Genomic DNA, 23020 nt, shown 5'->3' on the forward strand with positions numbered 1-23020 from the left:
TGCATATATTTTCTACAATAAAGCTATAAAGGTTCACGTATCGCCTATTACTAATGGAAAAGAGGAGCTTCTTATGAATGCTACATTGCGTAAAAATTGGACCTCACTGCTCGGCGCACTATTCGTACTTGCGGCTTTCGTTACATTGTTCAAATATACGATTGATCAGGGGTGGATTACAGACCCGATGAAGATTGGGGCAGGACTCTTGATCGGTACGGGATTCGGCATTGTCGGATACAGATTAACGGTGGCCAAAGGTTGGGCAACAACCGGCCAGATCTTGATTGGTCTGGGAGCTTCTATTCTATATGCGACATGCTCGTTCTCCGGCATTTACTATGAATTATGGGACCCTATAACGGTGTTGATTGGCATGTCGGCAGTGACTGCGGTTCTGCTTGTATACGCTTATCGGTTTGAATCTAGACTCCTCATGAACATTGCTTTGGCAGGTGGTCTATTATCACCGCTGCTGATGCGTCCTGAGACGGATCAAGTATTTACTTTATTCCTCTATATGTTAGTTATGAATATTGCATTCTTCTACATGAGCATAGCGAAAAGCTGGATTGAGCTGCGCATCGTAGCTTTCTCAGGCAGCTGGCTCATGTATATCGTCTATTTCTTTCAGTTCGATCCGGCTATGGACGGAATATGGAGCATGCCGATACGTTATGCGCTGGCAGCCTTCCTTATTTTCCAAATCGGGTTTCTTATATCTTCTTGGAAAAACAACCTATCCTTCGATGGCTTGAATATGTATCTGAGCTTGGCGAATGGCATACTCTTCGGTCTATGGGCGCTTATTATTCTGAACGGAGATGTCCATTATGGATTCCCGCTCGCCTTCATTGGAATTATCTTCGTATTGTCGGGAGCGACCATTAATCAAATGCTTCGCAGAATGGAAGCAGCTTCAATTGTATATTGGTCTGTAGGGCTGCTCCTCATTCTGTTATCTCTTAATCAAGTCGGGGGCGGGCAGCAGGTGAAGCCGCTTATAAGCGTGCTCATCTGGGGAATCGTAGCGGTTGTGCTCGTAGCGTTAGGTCAAAAGAAGAAATGGGCGATATTGAATATTTTCTCTCTGGGCATTTGGTTTTTTACTGGATTGTACTGGTATATCGTTACTTGGACTACGCCACGCGGCGAATGGTTTGGTGTGTATATTCCATTCTTTAACTGGGGAGCAATGGCTTGGATTCTGCTCGCAGCGTTAGGCTTCTACTTCTCGATGCATCTGGTCGTGCCAGGCTTCAAAGCTCATGCGAATAAAATATTTTCCAACATCTTCGCATTGCTGTCGCATCTGATCGTCGGCGGCTTGTTGACTCGTCAGATTGAGAATATCTTTTTTGAATATTTTGAGCAATCGCCTCGCATTTATATGCAGCTTACCTTAACAGTATCATGGGGGATTTATTCGCTGCTGCTTTTCTTATGGGGTGCCAGCCGTGGGCAGTCGCTGTTCCGTTGGTTTGGTTCCATCGTACTCATATTGGTAGCCATAAAGGCGATCTTCATGGATTTAAGCGGGCAAGAAAGCTTGTACAAGGTCGTTGTATTGCTCCTGCTCGGCGGCATTTCGTTCCTTATTACATGGATTAATGGCAAATGGAACGGCACCAAGGAAATGGATAAGCCGCTTCCTTAATTATGAACACATAGCAAAGCGGTTGTCTGGGCTTACTAAGTGTGTAATCTTGACATGAAAACGGAATTATCGTATAGTTACTTACGTAAATTAAGTTACAAACATGGAGGTAATGAATATGTCTAAAACATTTTTAGAAGCGGTCAAGGCAAGACGTTCTTACTATGCAATTAACAAGGAAGCTGTCATATCGGATGATCAAATCGTAGAACTAATTAACGATGCCGTGAAATACACACCTTCGTCCTTTAACTCGCAAAGCGCTAGAGTATTAGTGCTGCTTGGAGACAATCACGATAAATTATGGGATATTACAACAAATACATTGAAAGCGATCGTTCCTGCGGAGAGCTTCGCTCCTACGCAAGAGAAAATGAACGCATTCAAAAGCGGTTATGGTACTGTTTTGTTCTTCGAGGATAATGCTGTTATTGAAGGCTTGCAACAAAACTTTGCAGCCTACGCAGACAACTTCCCTAAGTGGTCGCAACATTCTTCGGGCATGCTGCAATTCGTTGTATGGACTGCACTGGAGACTGAAGGCTTCGGCGCTTCCCTTCAGCACTATAATCCATTGATCGACGAAGAAGTGAAGAGAACTTGGGATGTTCCGGCATCTTGGAATTTGATTGCTCAAATGCCATTCGGAAAACCAGTTGCACAGCCAGGAGAGAAAGAATTCTCGCCGATTGAAGCACGTGTAAAAGTATACAAATAAGTAACAGCCAGGTCGAACTGGCAAGGCAGCTCCTGATGAATGATCAGGGCTGCTTTTTTATAAATACACTCATATTCCACATCAGGAAAGGACAGCGATAAGTATGCAAATTGCGGTTATAGTAATTTGCTTGTTGCTTTTTGTCGTTATTGCTGCGTTAATGCTTGGCAGCCTGTATTTCTATCGACTGGCTGTTTCACGCAGAAGCAAGTCATTTCTCGAGGGCAATGCGGATCTGGCGGATATTCCTGATCCCAAATATTTATGGCTGGAGCATCAGAAGCTGGACAAGATCGTTGTTCGATCCTTTGATGGACTCGCTTTGCATGCGCATTGGCTGGAGGCAGCGAAGCCTTCGACAAATACGGTTATTATCGCTCATGGCTACAGCGGGCATGGCTTGCAGATGGACTCTTTGGCTAAGCTGTATCATGAGGAATACGGCTTTCATGTTCTTCTTCCGGATAATAGGGGTCATGGGGAGAGTGAAGGGAGTTATATTGGCTTCGGCTGGCATGATCGCAAAGATTATTTGCAATGGATTGATTACGTTCTTGAACGCAAGGGGGAGAAGGGAGTTATCGTGCTGCATGGGGTCTCGATGGGCGGGGCTACCGTGCTGATGACAAGCGGAGAACCATTGCCAGAGCAGGTAAAAGCCGTCATATCGGATTGCGCGTATTCATCGGCTAAAGAGGAGCTTCGTTATCAAATGAACAGAATGTTCCGACTGCCTTCTTTTCCTTTTCTGCAGTTAACCAGCTTAGTCTGCCGGTTGCGGGCGGGGTATTGGTTCAAGGAGGCGTCAGCCGTATCACAGGTAGCGAAAGCGAAGAAGCCGATATTATTCATTCATGGCGATCAAGATACCTTCGTTCCAAGTACAATGGTACAGCCATTATACGAGCAGTGCGCAAGCGACAAGGCGCTCTTTATCGTACCGGGAGCAGGGCATGGTCTTGCTTACTCCACTGATCCGACAGGCTATAAGGAAGCGGTACGAAGCTTCTTGAAGCGCTGGATTGCGCAATGATTGCAGCAATCCTTTCATTAGACTAGCCGTGAGGGGTAAAAACATGTACAATAAAAACCGATACATCATTATAGACCTGAAATGATATACGAACCTTAACGATCCAGGAGGACCATATGAGTATCGATCCCCGCACGGTTAAACAAATGATTCAAATGCAGCTGAAGCCAAGTCTTGATTTTCAGACAGGCTCCAATCCGCTTAGTGTAAAGAATGGCGATAATTCGTTATTTGACAGTTTATTGTCTCAGTATATGAGTGGAGCACAGGCTGACGCTACCGAGCTGTCGGAGTTGTCTTCCTCTGTCTCGGATCAGCTTAATCGCTTATCCCAGTTGAATACAGTTGTTAATGAAGTACCTGTAACAGATGCAGCGCAAGGTTCGACAGATTATGAGGCACTTATTGCACAAGCATCTGCCAAATATGGCGTGGATGCAGACCTTATTAGAGCCATTATTCAGACAGAATCAGGGTTCCGTGCCGATGCGGTATCCTCAGCTGGAGCGAAGGGCTTGATGCAGCTGATGGATGCAACCGCTCGCAGTCTAGGGGTAACCAATTCCCTTGATGCGCAGCAGAATGTAGATGGAGGAACGCGTTATATCGCTTATTTGCTCCAAAAATATAAAGGCAATGAGCAGGTAGCACTTGCTGCCTACAATGCTGGACCGGGTCGTATTGACAGGCTCGGCATATCGAATGACAGCGAGCTGCAGGCAAATCTGGACAAGCTTCCAGAAGAGACCCAGCGGTATGTATCGAAGGTACAGCAAGCTCGTTATTAAGAGGCGCAAATACAGATCACGATTAGCAAGCCGCAAGCCGCGGTTGCCGTCGTTGATCTTTTTATTTTTTTATAGAAAGGTGCAAAACCGTATGCTTTATTGGGATCACTGTGCTTCAACTCCGCCTTATGAGGAAGTCATTGAGACGATGATGGAAATTATGAAGACCCATTATGCCAACCCATCGTCGATTCATCGTGCCGGCTCGGATGCGGACAAGCTTATCACAAGATCACGTGCGCTTTTGAGTGAGCTGTTCGCAGTGAATCCGGAGGAATGGCTATTCACATCGGGCGGTACAGAAAGTAATAATTTGGCGATTAAGGGGGCTGCCAGGCATTATAGGAGCCGAGGCAATCATCTTATTACGACACAAATTGAGCATGCCTCTGTCTATGAGACGTTTCAGCAATTGGAACAAGAGGGCTATGAGGTTACCTATTTGCCGGTGAATGAGACGGGCCATGTCGATGTGGAGCAGCTGCGCCAGGCAATTACAGACAAGACCATCTTGGTGAGTGTTATGCATGTTAATAATGAAGTAGGCTCGATCCAGCCAATTCAAAAGATTGGTCAGCTGCTTAAGGGTTATAGAACCGTATTGTTTCATGTAGATGCTGTACAAAGCATCGGCAAGCTTCCTATTCATTTGAAGGAATGGGGTATTGATCTGCTCAGCGGCTCAGCGCATAAGCTTCGCGGTCCGAAGGGAACGGGATACCTGTATGTTCGGAATACAGTTAAGCTGATGCCGCTGCTGTCAGGAGGCTCTCAAGAAAGAGAGATGCGTGCAGGGACTCAGAATGTACCGGGAATTGTCGCCTCCGCGAAAGCGATCCGAATGACGATGCAGACTGCAGACGCGCGGCGTGCAAGACTGTCCATATTAAGATCCAAGCTTGTAAGCATCATTAACGCTATTCCTCAGCTTCAGCTTAGCGGAGGGGAGCCTGAAGTGATGGCGCCGCATATCGTCCACTTTACGTATCCGGGCATGAAGCCGGAAGTGATGGTTCATATGCTGGAGCAGCAGGGTATGTTCGTCTCCACTAAATCAGCCTGCTCTTCGCAGAGCACGAATCCGAGCAAAGTGCTGCTTGCTATGGGGGCTGACAGGGCCAAAGCATCGGGCGGCATCAGGATCAGCCTAGGTGATGAGCATAGTGAACAGGATATTGAAAAGCTTGGTCAGGCGCTAAGAAATACGGTAGAAAAGCTAATCCCGCTTGAGAGGAGTTTAACCTAACGGTGAAATACGATAAAATTTTAATTCGATATGGCGATTTGACAATGAAAGGCCGTAATCGAAATCAATTCGAGAAAAAAATGCTGCAGCATTTAAAACGGTCGCTCCAAGCCTATAAGGGCTTAACTTATGAGAAAATGTTCGGACGATTGACCATTACGCTCAATGGCGAGGATTTCGAGCCTATTGCCGCACGGGTGAAGGATCTGTTCGGCATTCAATCCTTCAGCCCGGTCGTTAGTGTAGAGCCTGAGCTGGAGCGTATACGCGAGGCGGCTTTATCTCTTATGACTGCACTTGATAAGGAGCCTGACACGTTCAAAGTAAGCTCCAAGAGAGCGTGGAAGAAATTCCCCCATACCTCACAAGAAATGAATCATCTGGTAGGTGCTCATGTTCTGCGGGCAATGCCCGCTCTGAGCGTTGATGTTCGGGAGCCTGAGGTTGAGCTTCGCGTAGATATTCAAGAGGAAGCTGCTTATATATTCAGCGAGGTTATTAAAGGGGCCGGCGGCTTTCCATTTGGCTCCAACGGCAAGGCTATGCTGCTTCTCTCAGGTGGGATCGACAGTCCGGTAGCAGGCTGGATGGCGATGCGTAAGGGCCTTGAGCTTGAGGCCGTGCATTTCCACAGCTTTCCTTATACTAGTGAAAAAGCTAAAGAGAAGGTTATTGATCTGGCTAGAAGGCTTTCTTATTATGCCGGCGCACCGCTCAAGCTGCATATGGTTCCTTTTACTGAGATTCAGACTACGCTCGTTCAAGCAAAGCAAGATAATTTAATGATTACTTTAATGCGGAGAGCGATGCTCCGTATTACGGATAAGCTTGCTGAGCAGCAAGGCGCTGGTGGGATCATTACCGGGGAAAGCTTGGGTCAGGTAGCAAGCCAAACCTTGTCGAGCATGAATGTCATTGGGAGAGCAACGGAGCTTCCTATGCTGAAGCCTTTAATTATGATGGATAAGCATGAGATTATCGGGGAAGCCCGGCGAATAGAAACCTACGAGACGTCAATTCTGCCTTATGAGGATTGCTGTACGATCTTTTTGCCTAAATCTCCGAGCACCAATCCAAGCTTAAGAATGGTAGAGCGTGCTGAAGCCTACTTGGCCCAATTGCAGATGGACCGAATGCTGGAGGAAGCTGTTGCGCAGACAGAGACGCTGATTTTGACTCCAGAGGTGCAAGCAGCAAGTGAAACAGCTGGGGAAGACCGCTGGTTCTAAGAGATAACAAAGCAGAGAAACCTATTAATGGGATTCTCTGCTTTTTTGTTGCTGAAGCTTGCGGCGATTGGTCAAAACTCCTGCTGCGATAATCAAGATGATGATTACGAGTATGAACGCCCAGTAAATAAGGGGACTGCTTTTGAAGAAGTCGATGAAAATTTTCTCGCTCGTAATCATCTTGGCTGCCGTATAGGCAAGAACCGCTGAGCCGATATAGACAATCCAATTGTATTTGTTAATAAGCTTGATGAACAAGGTGCTGCCCCATACAATGACAGGCACACTGATTAACAGACCGAGAATAACGAGGATGATATTGCCATGCGAAGCTCCAGCTACCGCGATAACATTATCGATCCCCATTGCCGCATCCGCGATTATTATAGTCCGAATGGCCTGCCAAAGGGTGGTTCCTGCTTTTATGTCGCCATGGGAGTCTTCCTGTACAAGCAGCTTGTAAGCGATCCACAGCAGCAGAATACCCCCGATCAAATGCAGCCATGGCAATTCAAGCAGCTGCACAACGACTATGGTTGCTATAATCCGAATACCAATCGCACCCGCTGTACCCCACAGAACGGCCTTTTTCTGAAGGTTCTTTGGCAAGTTACGAGCGGCCATTCCGATTACAATGGCATTGTCACCAGCCAATATCAGGTCAATAAACACGATATTAAGCAAAGCCAACCAAAAATCAACGGAGAAAATATTCATTTTTGTTAAGCCTCCTCTCTTGTACTAGCCAGCTCCTCACGAAAGTTTACAGTACTTACGGACCTCGTAGAAGTTGGATGCAAAAACTTTATTGGACATATTCTCTGCCTTTTGGACATACAGGTGGAGAGAGGGGGCGACCGACTGTGGAAAGCTTAATCACTTTTTTTGAAATTATGCTTATTAATTTATTGCTCAGTGGCGACAATGCTGTCGTGATCGCATTGGCTAGCCAGCATCTTCCCCCAGGGCAACGTAAAAAAGCCGTTTGGTGGGGGGCGCTTGCCGCCATTGGACTGCGCTGCATCTTGACCTTAGCTGCTCTGACTCTGCTTCAAATCCCTTATTTGCAAGCTGTCGGTGCCATTCTGCTGCTCTATATAGCTGTCAAGCTGCTTGCGGATGCAGAGGGTGGAGGAAATGCCCATTCGGTCAAGAAAGCGAGATCCAGTTCTTTATCCCAAGCGATACGCACCATTGTAGCGGCTGATTTTATCATGAGCCTTGATAATGTACTAGCTATTGCTGCGGTTGCAAAAGGCGAGCCTCTTCTTATTATTCTCGGAATAGCGCTGAGCATACCTATGATCATTTGGGGCAGCCAAATGCTGGGCACCTTGCTGGCAAAGTTCCCTTCGCTTGCTTATATCGGAGCTGGACTATTAGGCTTTGCAGCAGGAGGCATGCTGGTCCATGATCCGGGAATGAAGCAGCTTTTATTCCATAATGCGACCACTGCAACGGAATTGATTCCGCTATTCTGCATTCCAATTGTCATTATTTGCGGAATCGTAAAAAGAAGATTTTTAGGCTGAAGCTGGTCCATTTTGAGCCTCTTCCAATCTGTCTGAACAGGCGCCGTTTGCGGTTTTTATAGGCAAGCGGTTTTTTTTTGCAAGGTTCCTGCTGTTCCCGCTGGTATTTTTATCGCACTTCCTTTAAACTATAAAAGATAAAAACTGTCGTCTTTCGTCATGAAATGCGCTAGACGTTGTAAGGAGCGGAATGCGAATGCCATCTAACAAATATTCCGCTGGAATTATCGTGTTGCTTGCCGGGGTCGTTATATTGCTAGGCAAACTTGGTGTTTTCAGTTTTCTGGGAACTGTTTTTTGGCCTTTGCTTATCCTTATCCCTGGAATTTTGCTGCATGTGTTTTATTTCGGCGGATTGCTTCCTGCAGCTGTCCTTATTCCGGGAGGAATATTGACGGTATATGCACTGTTGTTTATCGTTAGCAACGTTTCCGGCTGGAGTACCCTCAAATATTTGTGGCCGTTGTTCATTCTTGGCATAGCAGTCGGCTTATACGAATATTACCTGTTCGGTTCTTCGAAGCCTCGTGTTATGCTTACGGCGTCTATTGTGTTGACCGCCTCTGCCATAGTGCTTCTGTTGCTTACCTTGTTGTGGAGCTGGGGAATTTATGCCATAGCGATCGCACTGATTGCAGCAGGGGCTTGGATGATGTTCGGGAAACGCGTGCGTTGGTAGTTTGTTTTTAGAAGCAAGTCAAATTAGACAAAATGGAGTGGTACTAGCTATGCAAGCAAGAGAGAATATCCGTAACATCGCGATTATCGCGCACGTTGACCATGGTAAAACAACATTGGTCGACAAACTGCTACAGCAGTCAGGCACATTTAAAGAGCATGAGACTGTTCAAGAGCGTGCGATGGACTCTGGCGATTTGGAACGGGAACGCGGCATTACCATTCTGGCAAAGAATACAGCAATTACGTATAAAGATTATTTGATCAATATCATGGATACACCTGGGCATGCCGATTTCGGCGGCGAGGTAGAGCGTATTATGAAAATGGTCGACGGTGTATTGCTGGTTGTGGATGCGTTCGAGGGCTGTATGCCGCAAACGAAATTCGTATTGCGCAAAGCTTTGGAGAGCAACCTGACTCCAATCGTTGTCGTGAACAAAATCGACCGTCCGAATGCTCGCCCAACTGAAGTAATCGATGAAGTGTTGGATCTGTTCATTGAGCTTGGAGCAAATGATGAGCAATTAGAATTCCCTGTCGTGTATGCATCGGCTCTTATGGGAACTTCCAGTCTTGAATCCGAGCCAGAGAAGCAAGGCGATAACATGCAGGCTCTATACGAGACGATTGTTGAGAACATCCCTCATCCAACTGAAAATGTGGATGCGCCTCTGCAATTCCTTGTTACTTTGCTTGACTACAATGAATACCTGGGTCGTATTGCCGTTGGCCGCGTAAATCGCGGAATTGTTCGTCAAGGACAAACAGTAGCTGTAATGACGCGCGAAGGCGCAACGAAGCAAGCTCGTATCGAGAAATTATTCGGTTTCCAAGGTCTGAAGCGTATTGAGGTTGCCGAAGCGGGTGCAGGTGATATCGTTGCAATCGCAGGTATTAAAGAGATTAATATTGGCGAGACGATCGCTGATCCAGCTAATCCTGAAGCACTTCCTGTTCTCAAAATCGACGAGCCAACACTACAAATGACTTTCCTCGTTAATAACAGTCCGTTCGCTGGGCGTGAAGGCAAATGGGTAACTTCCCGTAAGCTGCGTGATCGCCTGTTCAAAGAGCTTGAGACAGACGTTGCTCTTCGTGTCGATGAGACTGACAGCCCTGATGCATTTGTCGTATCTGGACGCGGTGAGCTTCATCTAAGTATCCTGATTGAAAACATGCGTCGTGAAGGCTTTGAACTGCAAGTATCGAAGCCTGAAGTTATTGTGAAGGAAATTGACGGAGTCAAGCAAGAGCCATACGAGCGCCTTCTTATTGACTGCCCTGAAGAGAGCATGGGCGCTGTTATGGAGAGCCTTGGAACACGCAAAGCAGAAATGCTTAACATGATCAATAACGGGAATGGACAAGTTCGTCTGGAATTCCTTATTCCTGCTCGCGGCTTGATCGGTTACCGTACTTCTTTCCTGACTCTGACACGCGGCTATGGCATTATGAACAATGCGTTCGACAGCTACGGTCCATTAGCAGGATCTGGAGTAGGCGGACGTCATCAAGGCGTATTGGTGGCGAGCGAGACAGGCACAACGACCTTCTACGGTATGATGGGTGTAGAGGATCGCGGTATTCAATTCTTGGAGCCAGGTACAGAAATTTATGAAGGTATGATTGTTGGCGAGCATACGCGCGATAATGATATCATTGTAAACATTTGTAAAGAAAAACAACTCAACAATATTCGTTCTGCTGGTAAGGACGATACTGTTAAGCTCAAAACACCTCGTTTATTCTCGCTTGAGCAAGCGCTTGAGTACCTGAATGATGATGAGTTCTGCGAAATTACGCCGAAATCGATCAGACTTCGCAAGAAGATCTTGAATAAGAGCGAGCGCGAACGTGCAGAGAAGCACCGCAAAACAAGTGTCTAACCAAATGCGAGCTTGTTTAGGAGGTTAACGGCATGCAGGAATGGCTGAGTGAGCATCCCCTCGTTTCCTATTTGCTTATACTGGGCTTTACCATCTATATCTTCAATAAAGTATTTCGGGCCAATAGCGAGAAGCTTCCGATTCTCAAGGAAGTTATGGTCTATGTCGTGATGATCATCGGCTCGTTCGTCCTGATGATCTTGCAGATCGATAAGCTTCCGATTATCCAATGTATGGGGATTGCCGTCTTGATGATGCTTATGCTTCGCGGACGACAGCTTTATGACCAATGGAAAAGCAAACGGGCCGGCAACGGCGCCATGAAGGAAGCGGATCCCAGCAAATGACGTTTGATGACGCTTTGTTCAATTGGTTGCAGATTGAACTCGTTGCCAATGCCAGGTTAGATGACCGCGCAGCTGCGGATACACGTGACTTCTTCGTTCAAGTATTAACGGAGGATCATGGGGTGTCCGGGCTGCATATTGCGAAGACGGATGAGACGATGGTTCATGTCAAATTCGAGCGGAACGGAAGCACGAAGCTGCAGATGTATCCCCTTGAAGCGGCAGAGCAACTGCTCGCTGACATCCGATCGAATCCGAAATACAACTGATTCGAAGGTGAGTTAAGATGACACAAGGTTCGACTTCATTGCCTCCTAGAGGCAGACAGGCTGTACCAGCTCAATCCAAAAGTTCTAAAAAATCAAAAAAGCCCAAAAAACGTCGTGTATGGCGTACGCTGCTGCTCGTATTGGTTGCGGTTCTTATCTTAATCGCCGTGTACCTTGGCTATATTGCTAATAAAGCCAATCAAGCGATTGATAATATAGGGACTGAGGCAGCCAAGCCGATTCCGCCGGCGGAATCCGTGAAGAAGAAGTCAGTTGCCATGGTTTTGCTCGGTCTTGATTATAGGCCGAAGGCCGGGGGAATGAACACCGATGTTATGATGGTTGCTGCATTCAACCCGAATACCAAATCGGCAACAGTCGTATCTATTCCACGTGATTCTCTGCTTGAGCAAGAGGGCTATGCCAAGCGCAAAGCAAACGGCCATTATAATGCTTTCTATCGTCAGGCTATTAATGAGAAGAAGATGGAAAAGGAAGCGGCTGAGGCCGATGCCAAGCGCGCTATTCGTGAAATGCTCGGAAGCTATTTCGGGATCGAGACGAAATATACGGCTGTCATTAATTTCAAAGGCTTCATAGACGTGGTTGATGCACTTGGCGGTGTTCAAGTGAATGTAGACATGAATATGCGCTATAAAGATTCTTTTGATGGAACCGATATTAACTTGAAAAAGGGTCTGCAGGTTCTCGATGGAGACAATGCGCTCGACTTCGTTCGATATCGTCAATCCAATGATGGCAAGAACATGTCAAGTGACTTTGACCGCAATAAGCGAGAGACGGAAGTGATTGGCGCAATTGTGGACAAGATGAAGTCATTGGGTGGAATTGCCAGAATGGGTGAGGTCATTGAGGCGGTTGGAGATAATATGACAATTGATATGCCATCCTCTGAGATCAAGAACATGATGGCAGCTTATCTTGGCATTAGCAGCTCGGATGTTACCTTCATTCCATTGGAAGGCAATTGGAAGAGCCCATATGTCTATGTGAATGAAGCTAAGCTCGAAGAAGCGCGTGCAGCACTTCAAGCAAAAATGGCTGAATAGCCGTAGACTAGCGATCCATTAATGGATATAATAAGGATACGTTACCGATTTGATTCCCGTAAGAAGGAGGTCACACGGATGATCGTACCCGCAGAACACCTAGTCGTTCAGCCCATTTTTGAAATGACCTATTTGAATATGGTGACAAGCAAGTTTGGACAAGGGTTTGTCATGATGAAAAAAGCCTAGTGAGATTAATCACTAGGCTTTTTGTGTTATTTACTTTGTTTCATCATAGGCGCTGGCTGTGTATTTTGCGGCAGGACATCGCGGGGCATCTGCGGGACGATACGCCCCATTATGTCAGCTAATTCTTCGGCAAATCCGGAGAAGGGCTTGCCTCTTCTAATGTCAGCTCCGACTTCGTTCAGCCGCTGTGATAAGTCCATGTCGGCTGTTACGATAGCATCAATACCGTAAGGATCATTGTGCAGCGCTTCGGCTACCGAATATTTAATGGTGCCTACTCTGGAACGATCCAGCGTACTGTCTACATCGATTCCGACGATCGCGGTATTACCGAGTACAACACAATGTGCACCCTTAACCCCTTGGACTCCTTTGGCTAATTGTTCGAGATGCTGCGTAACTTCTGCTGAATTCGTAATTTCTTTTTTCTGGGGATTCGTCTGCTGCGCACGAACCGCGCCATTATTTTGTGGAGAGGGTGATGTGTCGTTTCTGGCGACGGTGCCGCAGCCTACGGCTATAAGACTAAGTGCGATTAACGCAACCAACCATTTGTACATGTACGCCACCTCGTCTTTCTTGTTGCAGATCGTCCGTTCAACTGTATTGTACCCGTACCCAAGTACGGCTATGTATGCTTGTGATTGAATGACCAACGCCGGGAGGGTTCTCATGAAAAAAATTTTCGTGCTCGACACTAATGTACTGCTTCATGATCCGCAAGCGATCTTTGCCTTCGACGATAATGAAGTTATCATTCCCGCGGTGGTGTTAGAAGAGATTGACTCGAAGAAGAGGCTGGCTGATGAATTGGGGCGCAATGCCCGTTCCGTTTCTCGGCTTCTTGATGGCATGCGTCAAAAGGGACGGCTGCATGAAGGCATTCCATTGCCTGGGGGAGGCGTTCTTAAGGTAGAGCTTAATCACCGCAGCTTCGTCCGAGTACAAGAAATGTTCGGCGAGATGTCTAATGACAATCGGATACTGGCGGTGGCGCTCAATTATCACCTAGAGCAGCTAGAGCGGCAAGAAACGAGCAGTGTAGTACTTGTGAGCAAGGATGTTCTCGTACGGATTAAGGCGGATGTGCTCGATTTAATGGCACAGGATTATTTATCTGATAGAACGATCACGAATACGGATTTCTACTCCGGCTATTTAACGTTGTTTGTACATCCTTCGGTCATTGATGAATTTTATACCTTTCGTTTTTTAACGATTAATAATTTGCAGCTGGGCAATAAGCTGAGGCCTAATGAGTTCGTTATTCTCCGTGATGAGATGGGAACATCCAAATCGGCGTTGCTCAAGGTAACCTCAGATGGAGCGAGGCTGGAGCCGCTCTACTTGAGCAATGATCCGGTCTGGGGCATTACGGCAAGGAATGCGCAGCAGAGGATGGCGCTGGAACTGCTCCTTAACGATGATATTCCGCTTGTCACCCTTAGCGGCAAAGCAGGGACCGGGAAAACACTGCTCGCGCTTGCTGCCGGCTTGTTGAAGGTAGAGGATGAGCATAAGTATAAGAAGCTGCTAATTGCCCGTCCGGTCGTTCCGATGGGCAAAGATATCGGGTATTTGCCAGGGGAGAAAGAAGAGAAGCTTAGACCTTGGATGCAGCCTATCTATGATAATTTGGAATTTCTGTTCGATACGAAAAAATCCGGCGATATTGATAAAATTTTAATGGGGCTTGGAAGCATACAAGTTGAAGCCTTGACTTATATTCGGGGACGCTCGATCCCTGGACAATTCATTATTATTGACGAGGCGCAAAACTTGACGAAGCATGAAGTGAAGACGATCGTCTCCCGTGTAGGCGAGGGAAGCAAAATCGTATTAATGGGTGATCCCGAGCAGATTGATCATCCTTATTTGGACTCGATCAGCAATGGTCTGACGCATATCGTTGAGCATTTCAAGAATGAGGGGATAAGTGGTCATATTACCTTAGAGAAAGGAGAGCGATCGAAGCTGGCTCAGCTCGCTGCTGATTTGCTCTAGTCTGCTTTATAGGTATTATTATAATAAAGCAAAGGGCGGCCTGCTTCGCGCAGGTCGCCCTTGTTAGGTGTGGAAAATTAAAGCTTTCTTGGACAATAATCCATAATATTGCTATTATAATTGTGAGGTTAGGAACGGGAAGGGGTGGAACTGGCAATGACTGCAAGGAAGTATACCGTGCTTATTTCGGGAGCCATTATATTAGTTATATTTCTGCTTGTGCGGTTATTGAACAATGTCAACCCATCATCTTTAGATACCCAGAATTTCATAGCTAACCAGAAGCCAGCAGCAGGAGATACTGAAGCTGAACCTATAAATACGATTGTTGTAAACGTTTACATGGATGGTCTGGAATTTAAGCTGCTTTGTGCAGCTACTGAGATGTTTATGACAAAATATCCGCATATAACGGTCAATTTGAATAATGCCAAGCCGGATTCATCCGTCTATACGACTTGGAAAGAAGATCTTGAGATTGAAAAGTCCTCCGATATTATGTTAATGGAGAGCGGATGGGTCCATGGATTCGCTGTGAATGGCCTGATATCGTCAGTGGATCGTATGAAGGCAGTAGAGATGGGGGCCTCGCAGCCCTTGAATTTGCTGGCACCTGTTAGATGGAATAACTACCTCTGGGGAATTCCATATGATACAGATCCTTACATGCTAGTGTGGAATAAGCAATTGCTGAAGGATTTGGGCTACGATAAACCTCCGCAGAAGTGGGAGGATTTCATGCTGCTGGTAAGTGAAATGAATGAGCAGTTTGAAGGAGCGAAGGTTTTGCAGCCGGCTTCTTATGATCTTCAGGCAATTATCGCTTGGCTAGACGCATGGTCGACGCCAGAGTCCCAGGCCGTCTATTTCTCTTCGAGCAGTAAGGGAAAGGCTTCAATGGAAGAGAAGCTAGGATGGCTGGAGATGCAAGAATCACCCATTGCCAGCTTTCGCCCAGCAAGCAACCCATCCTCCCTGGCTTCAGAGATGGAGAGTCAGAAGCTGCTTTCTACTGTTTTGTCATGGTCTACTTACAGCAAGCTTTCTTCGGAAGAGAAGGGAAAGCTACTGCTTGATAAAGATAAATTACAGCATGTATGGCTGAATAGCAGAGCCTTTGTCGTTTCCTCGAGCAGTAAAGTCAGGGATGACGCATTCTTATGGATACAAGAGATTACAAGCGATATGCAGCAGCGAAAAACCTATAATTTGTTCCACAAGCTCCCGGCAAACAACAGAATGTTTGAGGAGAATGCAGATCACCTGAGCATACTTGCTCGCAAGCTGCCTACTTGGTGGCTGCCGCTGCTGAACGAAGAGTCTCTTCCATCGACGCCTGAACCAGATTGGCCAGTTGAATGGGAAAGGGCGGAGAAATATTGGACTAAATACGTAACCGGGAGCATTGACAGAAAGACGTTTATGGATTCGATTCACCGTGAAGATTTATAATTTCACACGCAGTTTTACGATAAGCTCTCCATTATCAATCTCTACGTCAGTAGCTTTAACGAATGAAACAATCAAGCTGGGATAGAAGCCGAGGTCGAATCTTTCCTCTAATGCTTGCCGTGTCGTATCGGGTAAAGAGAAGCCGTTGAATAATAGTTCATCAATATGGAATTTAATGCCGTTAGCAGGCTCTTCTATGACCGTGTAATGACCTGTTACAGTCAGCTCGATATCATCTCTTTTGCCAGAGGCTGTTACAGAGCCTTCTTGGAAGGAGAAGGAGAAGTTGTTGAATCTTTCGTCTTGTTCACGCAGGAACTTATTCAGTGCATCCTCCGGTACACGGAGGGTGTAGTTGAAGCCTTTAATTTCCAATAAATGCTTGTTATCCTGAACCCAACCGGGGAGATTCTGCATCGCACTTGCCAGGGCGCCAAAATATTGCTCGACCTCATGGATACCAACCGTTTCCCAATAATTAGTGAGCTCCATCATCATCAGCCTCAGGCGCTCAGAATCTGGACGTCCTGCAAGCTCCTCATCGATTTGCTTCTCCAGAAGGAGGACACGCTCTCTCTGTGTATGAAGCCGTTGCTCGATCTCGGATAATTCGTCGCTCTTCTCCGCAAGCTTCGCATAACTGGCTGTCAGGCTGTCATAATGCTCCTGATAGCTGTTCAAGGCATCTCTATCTTTTGCAAATATAATATCGATATAATCGAGCATGGCAAATAAATCTCCCAACGAATTGAAGGATAAAAGCGCAGCAAGAAGAAAGTCCCTTTCTCCCATATAATAAGCACGCAGCACTTTGCCTGCTTCTTCTCGTTTAGCTATCATTTTTTGTTCTTGGTTATGTAATTGGAGCTCGGTTTGCTCTAGTTCTTTGCTTAAGTTTTGCTGCTGTAATTGAATACGGCTAATTTCTTTATCAATTTCCACGACGGATAAGCTTTTTTCCAGCAGCTGCTTGCTGTCCTCTGCTAATAATGAGCTAGGTTCGGCCATTACAGGAGACATCACAGCGGCCAATAAAGCAACGATAAGGAAGATAGGGCTCACTCTGAGGATAATACTAATACTCTGGAACTTCATAGGCACAGTCTCCTCTCTGAAAGAAATCTCTTTGCTAGGCCTGTACAGCAATCATTGTATGCAGTCTATTATATCTTAGAACAAGAGAAGGATGAACAAGTCTATGGAAAACAAAGGGCTCATGCAACGCATAGCAGCACTAATCAAGGAGCAGCCCCCAGTAGGTGCTGGAATTGGGCTTGGGGGAAGAGAACGAGTGCCCTGTATTAGCTTTAAGGAATATATGAGGCTTTGTCTCTATGATGAGCAGGCCGGGTACTATCGTAGTGGTCCAGTGCGTATAGGCAGATCTGGCGATTTTTATACAAGCTCTGCAGTAGGGACGATTTTAGCAGAATGCTTGGCTTCGTTTCTGAGCGAGTACTTCTCGAAGACAGCCGCCGATGTGAATCTGATTGAGTGGGGAGCCGGTACTGGCAGGTTGTCCTCACAGCTTAGCGCGTCGTGGGATAGGCGTGCGGGAGCTGTACCGTATAAAGTGAGGTCATTCATCATCGAAGATCACCCAGAGCATTTACGGGCGGCTGGCGCAGCCATAGCGAATTCATCCACAGTAGATGGGAATTGGGAGCCCCCAGTAGCCTTGACGTCAGAGCAAGCGTGGGAGCAGCCTCAGCTGTGGGGGGACCGTCCTGTCGTTATTCTTGCTAATGAGCTGCTTGATGCCTTCCCCGTCCATCGTGTGGAGAAGGCGAATGGAGCGATTGTGGAATTGGGCGTTGCGGGTACAGCAGAGCTGGGCTTTCATTATGTACATATGCCTTTATCTGATCATCGAATCATAGATTGGTTGGAGCAAGATGGGATTAAGCTGCTGGAAGGGCAGCAGACAGAGATTAATCCGGATGCCGGCCTGTGGCTGCAAAAACTCGGGAAGGTTGTAACGAGAGGAGCTGTTATCCTCCTTGATTATGGGCATGAGGCGGAAGAATACACTGCGGCTCATCGAATGAAAGGCACACTGCTCTGTTATTCCGAGCATCTAGCCTCGGATCTGCCATTTGAGCGAGTAGGCCGGCAGGATATAACGGCTCATGTTCCATTCACATTTGTGCGAAAAGCTGCGGAGGAGGCAGGCTGGAAGGTTGCCTATTATGACACGCAGAAGCAGTTTTTAGTGGACTACGGGGCTTTGGGGCTTCTTCGTGCTCCTGTGACCACTGATCCATTCAGCGAAGCTGCAAGATGGAATCGTTCAGTCCGCCAGCTTCTGCTCAGCGACGGGATGAGCGAAGCCTTCAAAGTCATGATTTTGGAGAAAAGCGAATAAACAAAAGAAAGATGCACTCATGAGGAGTGCATCTTTCTTTTTGCTGCGATTGTGATTAGAATGGCATGCCCATTTTGAATACGCTCCAGTAAGTGAAGCCTACAAACGAAATAAGCATGTAACCCCAGAACATGACTATGTACGTTCTTTCGGAAAAGTTGAGGTACCCCAAAAATACGAATGCGATTGTTTGGGCGAAAAAGAGAAGTGCGAATTCAGTCATGTGACCTGCGAAAGCCATCAAACCGATCACAAGTGTCCAAAAACCGAGTACCCGATACATGCGTGCCATGAAAAAATCCCCCCTTCACTTTACCAGAATTTCTATTGTACATTATAACGTTTGGAGATAACAGTGTAAACAAGCAACATGGATGAATTTGCAATTATTTGTCTGATTATCTTCCTAGAGCTTGGTTTCCTATACAGTTTGCGCTGTATTCCAATTAATTATGTATGAGCTTTCAAAAATTTGGTTATACAAATTAGTATCCAATAGATTCTATGAACTCTACCAAGGGCATAGAGATAAAGTAAGCGCCTTTACGTTAGGAGGTTTTGGTCGCATGACAGCAGTCAGACAAGATGCTTGGAGTCCGGACGATGATCTTATACTCGCCGAGGTTACCTTGCGCCATATTAGAGAGGGCAGTACCCAGCTTGCAGCTTTTGAGGAGGTTGGCGAACGAATTGCACGGACTTCTGCAGCATGTGGATTCCGTTGGAACAGCTGTGTTCGCAAACGGTACGAGGAAGCGATTCAAATCGCCAAGCAGCAGCGACAGAAACGCAATTATTTAAAGAAACAAGCGATTGTAGCAACGCCGCATGTCTCTTCTATAGCTGTGTTCGAGACGGAAGAAAGATCATTCAGATCGGATATAGCTACGACAACAACCGAAGAGGGGTTATCTGTTGACTCCGTTATTCGCTTCCTGCGCCAGTTCAAATCAACCTATCAGGATGTGAGTCGGCAGATCAAGTCTTTCGAGAAAGAGCTAAAAGAGAAAGAAGAAGAGCTGGAGCGCTTGCGCCGGGATAATGAGAGATTGTCTAAAGAAGTGAATAACGTGCAGACCGATTATCGGGCTGTTAATGATGACTACAAAACATTAATACAAATTATGGATCGGGCTCGACGATTGACCGTCCTTACTCATGATGAGGAAGCTAAGCCGCGATTCAAAATGGATGCGAACGGGAATCTGGAACGCATTGAATAACGCAAAAGCTCCACCATATTCGTATGGTGGAGCTTTTGCGTTATTTTATTCTTATGTTATTCTCCCGTTCTATATTTTGTTAGACTTGTTTAGAAATCGTTAAGACTGGCTGTGCTATGATAGGGGCATCTAGATAAGACGGAGGGAACGAAGATTGAGGATTGATATTGTTGGAGGCGGGGCCATTGGATTGCTGCATGCAGCAATGCTCGTCCAGGTTCATCCCAATACTACGGTGTGGACGAGAACAGAGTCGCAGGCTGCGTGGCTGCGATCCGAAGGAATCAAGCTCATTGATCAGAACGGAATGGCCCAGAGCATATCCATTGGCAGCCATAGTCTGGAAGATAGCTGGGAGCTGCACAATCTAGGCAGAGGGATTCCTCATTGGGTTATTCTCACAGTTAAACAAAGCCATATTGATGACGCTTTAATAGATGGCCTTGCATGTTTGCTTACTAAGGAATCCTCTTTGCTCTGCTTGCAAAACGGCATTGGTCATTTAGAAAAGTTAGAGGGAAGATTGCATACTCCTAATTTATATGCTGGTGTGACCTCAGTTGGAGCCAGACGGCTAGAGGTCGGTACCGTCCAGTGTACCGGAAGAGGCGAACTATGGTTCGGCCTGGCAAACGAGATACATAATAGCGAAAAGTCGAGCAATATGGACCAAAATAAGGATTGTGTACAAAAAATGTTGATTAATGTATTGAAATCGGCAGGATTCAGCGCGTTTATGTCGAATCAGATGAAGGATCGAATTTACCAAAAACTTCTGGTTAATGCGGTGATCAACCCGCTAACTGCTATATTTGATGTGACGAATGGGGAGCTTCCGAAGAATCCAGCCCGTAGACGGCTGATGCGTGCCTTATATGAGGAGACCGCCTCCATATTAGCTGCTGACGGCATGAAACAGGCGGAGGAAGGCTGGGAACGTATTCTGCAGGTGTGTGAGTCGACCTCCTTGAATATATCTTCTATGCTAAGTGATGTGCGTGCGGAGCGTTTAACAGAGATTGATTGGATTAACGGAGGAGTTGCTTCTATTGCTAGACGCAAGGAAATTCCTTCGCCTCTAAATGATTCAGTAAGCGCTATAGTGCAGAGGCTGGCAAGGGAATAGATAGAGGGGGAAATGCTGATGACAGAAATATTAGTATCTCTAAAATATATGTATGCGGTTTTGGCTCTTATCCCTGTCATACCTTTTGTTATTATTTATTACGGTTATGGCGCCTACATTAAGGACCGCAAAAAATCATTTCGATTGGCGATGGATGTAACCACTGCCTTATTAATTGGAATTGTAGCTGTATTATTTAATGAATTGTTCGGCAGTCGATTCGGTATTTATGGCATTATTCTCTTCATGCTTATTATTGGCGGTTTGCTCGGCAATGCCCAATTCCGCAAGCGCGGGAGCGTCGATGTGAAGCGAATTTTCCGTGCAGTCTGGCGGCTTGGTTTCTTCACCATGAGCATCCTGTATTTGCTTTTAATGATTATTGGGATAGGGCAGACGATATTTTCGATATAATAATGGACGGCCTAACGATGGGGCCGTTTTTCTTTTTGACGCATCACTCCTCAATTGTGTACAATCAGGTTGTACTTGAAGAACAATGAAGACAAATAAAGGTCATCACACAAATTAGGGGGTAATGGCTGCGCTATGACAACAGAAGCCTATCATTTACCAAGCGCCCAGCCGATTACAGAGGCGTATATAAATCGGACAGATGAGCAAGTCGAAGCCTTGTTTGGCTATCATCCTCAGCGGGAGCAGGATTGGATTACACGTTCGAAGAGACTGGATGCAACTGCTCATTCGCGTGCGGATGTAGGGGCAGTCGCTGAAGTGCTGCGACGCTACAACAGCCGATTCCATGCGGCACCAGAAGGACTTGCTGCGGTTCAAGCTATTGCAGATGGAGCACCGGTTATCGTTGGAGGACAGCAGGCTGGTCTTTGGACAGGCCCTTTATTAGTCATACATAAAGCTGTATCCATTATTGGTGCAGCGAAGTGGTCCTCACAATTGCTAGGCAGAACAGTGGTGCCTGTCTTTTGGATAGCGGGGGAGGATCATGACTGGGATGAAGTGAATCATGCTTATGTGGTAACTGCAGAGCAAGAGCTGCGCAAGCTATCGATTCCGCGTCCAGGTGAAGCAAGAACATCCGTGAGCCGTACAGCAGTGGATGCTGATACGTGGAGCAGGTTAATTGAAGAGCTGAATGCCGCTTTGCCGCATTCAGAGTTCAAGCCAGCTCTGCTTGAGCAGCTTGCTCAGACGGCAGAACAATCCCGCTCGTTATCGGATCTGTTCGCAGGCGTATTAAGCTACTTGCTCAGCAAGGAGGGCCTCGTTCTTCTGGATGCAGATGATGCCGAGCTGCGCAAGCTGGAATCACCGATGTTCCGCCGCCTCATTGAACGTAACGATGAGCTCGAACAATCTTATACGGCTGCAGCCGACAGAGTGAAGGAGCTTGGCTACACGCTTCAAGCGGATGTCGTGCCAGGAAGCGCTAATTTATTCGTTTTTCAGTCATCCAAAGGCGACGAACGCACTTTGCTGCATAAAGTAGAAGGGGGATTTCAGGATCGCAAGGCTACTGCTTCGTGGACGAAGGAGCAGCTGCTTGAGCTAGCAGATGAACAGCCTGGGCAGCTCAGCAATAATGTACTGACTAGGCCCTTGATGCAGGATTATTTATTGCCTGTGCTTGGTACTGTGCTGGGATCTGGCGAAATTGCTTATTGGGCACTAACTGGAGATGCTTTCCGCCAATTAGATATGGAGATGCCGATTATACTCCCGAGAATGTCGTTTACTTTAATAGAAGGCACAATTGCCAAGAATATGGTAAAATATGATTTGTCATTCGATGATGTAGCCGTTCGATTCGCTGAGAGGAAACAGCAGTGGCTGACGGATCAAGATCAGTTGTCTATAGATGAGCAATTTGCATCAGCAAAAGAATCTTTCCTCGATATGTACGGTCCACTGCTAGAACTAGCATCCTCTATTCAGCCTGGGCTGGCGAAGCTGGGCGAGACGAACCGTCAGAAAATCATTGAGCAAATTGAATATCTGGAATCCAAGACGAAGGATGCCTTCAACAAGCAGTATGAAGCGTCTACCCGTCAGTTGGATAGAATCGCGTTGTCTCTATGGCCATCAGGCAAGCCTCAGGAAAGAGTCATTACGATGGTCGGGTATTGGAACCGATACGGGACGGCATGGCTTGATAAGCTGCTTGAGGTGCCTTACAGCCGCAACGGCGGACATCAAATCATTTATTTATAATTATTAGGAGGGTAT

The 23020-nt window shown here is 46.5% G+C and carries 23 protein-coding genes; 19 read left to right on the forward strand and 4 right to left on the reverse strand.

What is annotated here, in order from left to right; translation table 11 throughout:
- Positions 1 to 73 precede the first annotated feature (73 nt).
- From AC50YO_RS06270 to thiI, 6 genes are all read left to right on the forward strand, one after another.
- Positions 74 to 1657 carry a DUF2339 domain-containing protein gene (locus AC50YO_RS06270; protein WP_494844566.1) on the forward strand — a complete coding sequence of 528 codons (1584 nt, stop codon included), beginning with the start codon at positions 74 to 76 and terminating at the stop codon, positions 1655 to 1657.
- 118 nt (positions 1658 to 1775) lie between these two features.
- The gene (locus AC50YO_RS06275) at positions 1776 to 2375 is read left to right on the forward strand and encodes a nitroreductase family protein (RefSeq protein ID WP_494844568.1); all 600 of its coding nucleotides are present in this window, start codon (positions 1776 to 1778) and stop codon (positions 2373 to 2375) included.
- A 103-nt stretch (positions 2376 to 2478) separates the two neighbouring features.
- A complete protein-coding gene (locus tag AC50YO_RS06280; protein WP_494844569.1) occupies positions 2479 to 3408 on the forward strand; it encodes an alpha/beta hydrolase in 930 nt (309 codons plus the stop codon).
- A 116-nt stretch (positions 3409 to 3524) separates the two neighbouring features.
- Positions 3525 to 4196 carry a lytic transglycosylase domain-containing protein gene (locus tag AC50YO_RS06285; protein ID WP_494844570.1) on the forward strand — a complete coding sequence of 224 codons (672 nt, stop codon included), beginning with the start codon at positions 3525 to 3527 and terminating at the stop codon, positions 4194 to 4196.
- Positions 4197 to 4287: 91 nt separating this feature from the next.
- Entirely contained in the window at positions 4288 to 5442 is a 1155-nt protein-coding gene (locus tag AC50YO_RS06290) for a cysteine desulfurase family protein (protein WP_494845299.1), read from the forward strand.
- A 2-nt stretch (positions 5443 to 5444) separates the two neighbouring features.
- A complete protein-coding gene (gene thiI / locus AC50YO_RS06295) occupies positions 5445 to 6671 on the forward strand; it encodes a tRNA uracil 4-sulfurtransferase ThiI (RefSeq protein WP_494844573.1) in 1227 nt (408 codons plus the stop codon).
- A 24-nt stretch (positions 6672 to 6695) separates the two neighbouring features.
- Here the strand turns inward: thiI and AC50YO_RS06300 are convergent, their stop codons facing one another.
- Entirely contained in the window at positions 6696 to 7388 is a 693-nt protein-coding gene (locus AC50YO_RS06300; protein ID WP_494844575.1) for a TerC family protein, read from the reverse strand.
- A gap of 146 nt (positions 7389 to 7534) precedes the next feature.
- Here AC50YO_RS06300 and AC50YO_RS06305 point away from each other — a divergent pair, with 146 nt between their 5' ends.
- From AC50YO_RS06305 to AC50YO_RS06330, 6 genes are all read left to right on the forward strand, one after another.
- Positions 7535 to 8203, forward strand: a complete 669-nt coding sequence (locus AC50YO_RS06305) for a TerC family protein (RefSeq protein WP_494844577.1) — start codon at positions 7535 to 7537, stop codon at positions 8201 to 8203.
- A gap of 196 nt (positions 8204 to 8399) precedes the next feature.
- On the forward strand, positions 8400 to 8882 hold the full coding sequence (locus AC50YO_RS06310) for a hypothetical protein (protein WP_494844579.1): 483 nt from the start codon (positions 8400 to 8402) through the stop codon (positions 8880 to 8882).
- A 49-nt stretch (positions 8883 to 8931) separates the two neighbouring features.
- Complete coding sequence (gene typA / locus AC50YO_RS06315; RefSeq protein WP_494844582.1) at positions 8932 to 10770, forward strand: translational GTPase TypA; 1839 nt, start codon at positions 8932 to 8934, stop codon at positions 10768 to 10770.
- Between the two features lie 32 nt (positions 10771 to 10802).
- Positions 10803 to 11117, forward strand: a complete 315-nt coding sequence (locus AC50YO_RS06320; RefSeq protein ID WP_494844584.1) for a YlaH-like family protein — start codon at positions 10803 to 10805, stop codon at positions 11115 to 11117.
- The gene (locus tag AC50YO_RS06325) at positions 11114 to 11386 is read left to right on the forward strand and encodes a hypothetical protein (protein ID WP_494844587.1); all 273 of its coding nucleotides are present in this window, start codon (positions 11114 to 11116) and stop codon (positions 11384 to 11386) included. The genes AC50YO_RS06320 and AC50YO_RS06325 overlap by 4 nt, the downstream gene beginning before the upstream one ends.
- A gap of 17 nt (positions 11387 to 11403) precedes the next feature.
- Positions 11404 to 12456, forward strand: a complete 1053-nt coding sequence (locus tag AC50YO_RS06330) for an LCP family protein (protein WP_494844591.1) — start codon at positions 11404 to 11406, stop codon at positions 12454 to 12456.
- A 215-nt stretch (positions 12457 to 12671) separates the two neighbouring features.
- Here the strand turns inward: AC50YO_RS06330 and AC50YO_RS06335 are convergent, their stop codons facing one another.
- Positions 12672 to 13205 (reverse strand): YhcN/YlaJ family sporulation lipoprotein, encoded by a 534-nt coding sequence (locus AC50YO_RS06335; protein ID WP_494845301.1) that lies wholly within the window; start codon positions 13203 to 13205, stop codon positions 12672 to 12674.
- A gap of 112 nt (positions 13206 to 13317) precedes the next feature.
- Here AC50YO_RS06335 and AC50YO_RS06340 point away from each other — a divergent pair, with 112 nt between their 5' ends.
- Positions 13318 to 14649, forward strand: a complete 1332-nt coding sequence (locus AC50YO_RS06340; RefSeq protein ID WP_494844597.1) for a PhoH family protein — start codon at positions 13318 to 13320, stop codon at positions 14647 to 14649.
- A gap of 156 nt (positions 14650 to 14805) precedes the next feature.
- Positions 14806 to 16101, forward strand: a complete 1296-nt coding sequence (locus AC50YO_RS06345; protein WP_494844600.1) for an ABC transporter substrate-binding protein — start codon at positions 14806 to 14808, stop codon at positions 16099 to 16101.
- On the opposite strand, the gene AC50YO_RS06350 is transcribed toward AC50YO_RS06345, so the two are convergent.
- Complete coding sequence (locus AC50YO_RS06350; protein WP_494844605.1) at positions 16096 to 17196, reverse strand: coiled-coil domain-containing protein; 1101 nt, start codon at positions 17194 to 17196, stop codon at positions 16096 to 16098. The genes AC50YO_RS06345 and AC50YO_RS06350 overlap by 6 nt on opposite strands.
- Positions 17197 to 17299: 103 nt before the next feature.
- Here AC50YO_RS06350 and AC50YO_RS06355 point away from each other — a divergent pair, with 103 nt between their 5' ends.
- The gene (locus tag AC50YO_RS06355; protein WP_494844607.1) at positions 17300 to 18466 is read left to right on the forward strand and encodes a class I SAM-dependent methyltransferase; all 1167 of its coding nucleotides are present in this window, start codon (positions 17300 to 17302) and stop codon (positions 18464 to 18466) included.
- A gap of 55 nt (positions 18467 to 18521) precedes the next feature.
- Here the strand turns inward: AC50YO_RS06355 and AC50YO_RS06360 are convergent, their stop codons facing one another.
- Positions 18522 to 18758: a DUF2626 domain-containing protein gene (locus tag AC50YO_RS06360; RefSeq protein ID WP_494844610.1), complete on the reverse strand. Its 237-nt coding sequence runs from the start codon at positions 18756 to 18758 to the stop codon at positions 18522 to 18524.
- Positions 18759 to 19032: 274 nt separating this feature from the next.
- Here AC50YO_RS06360 and AC50YO_RS06365 point away from each other — a divergent pair, with 274 nt between their 5' ends.
- From AC50YO_RS06365 to bshC, 4 genes are all read left to right on the forward strand, one after another.
- Positions 19033 to 19689 (forward strand): RsfA family transcriptional regulator, encoded by a 657-nt coding sequence (locus AC50YO_RS06365; protein ID WP_494844613.1) that lies wholly within the window; start codon positions 19033 to 19035, stop codon positions 19687 to 19689.
- A gap of 154 nt (positions 19690 to 19843) precedes the next feature.
- Positions 19844 to 20815 (forward strand): ketopantoate reductase family protein, encoded by a 972-nt coding sequence (locus tag AC50YO_RS06370; protein WP_494844615.1) that lies wholly within the window; start codon positions 19844 to 19846, stop codon positions 20813 to 20815.
- An 18-nt stretch (positions 20816 to 20833) separates the two neighbouring features.
- On the forward strand, positions 20834 to 21229 hold the full coding sequence (locus AC50YO_RS06375) for a DUF3397 domain-containing protein (protein WP_494844618.1): 396 nt from the start codon (positions 20834 to 20836) through the stop codon (positions 21227 to 21229).
- 135 nt (positions 21230 to 21364) lie between these two features.
- A complete protein-coding gene (gene bshC / locus AC50YO_RS06380; RefSeq protein WP_494844620.1) occupies positions 21365 to 23005 on the forward strand; it encodes a bacillithiol biosynthesis cysteine-adding enzyme BshC in 1641 nt (546 codons plus the stop codon).
- Positions 23006 to 23020: the final 15 nt, after the last annotated feature.

It is taken from the genome of Paenibacillus sp. J22P59 (assembly GCF_059383895.1).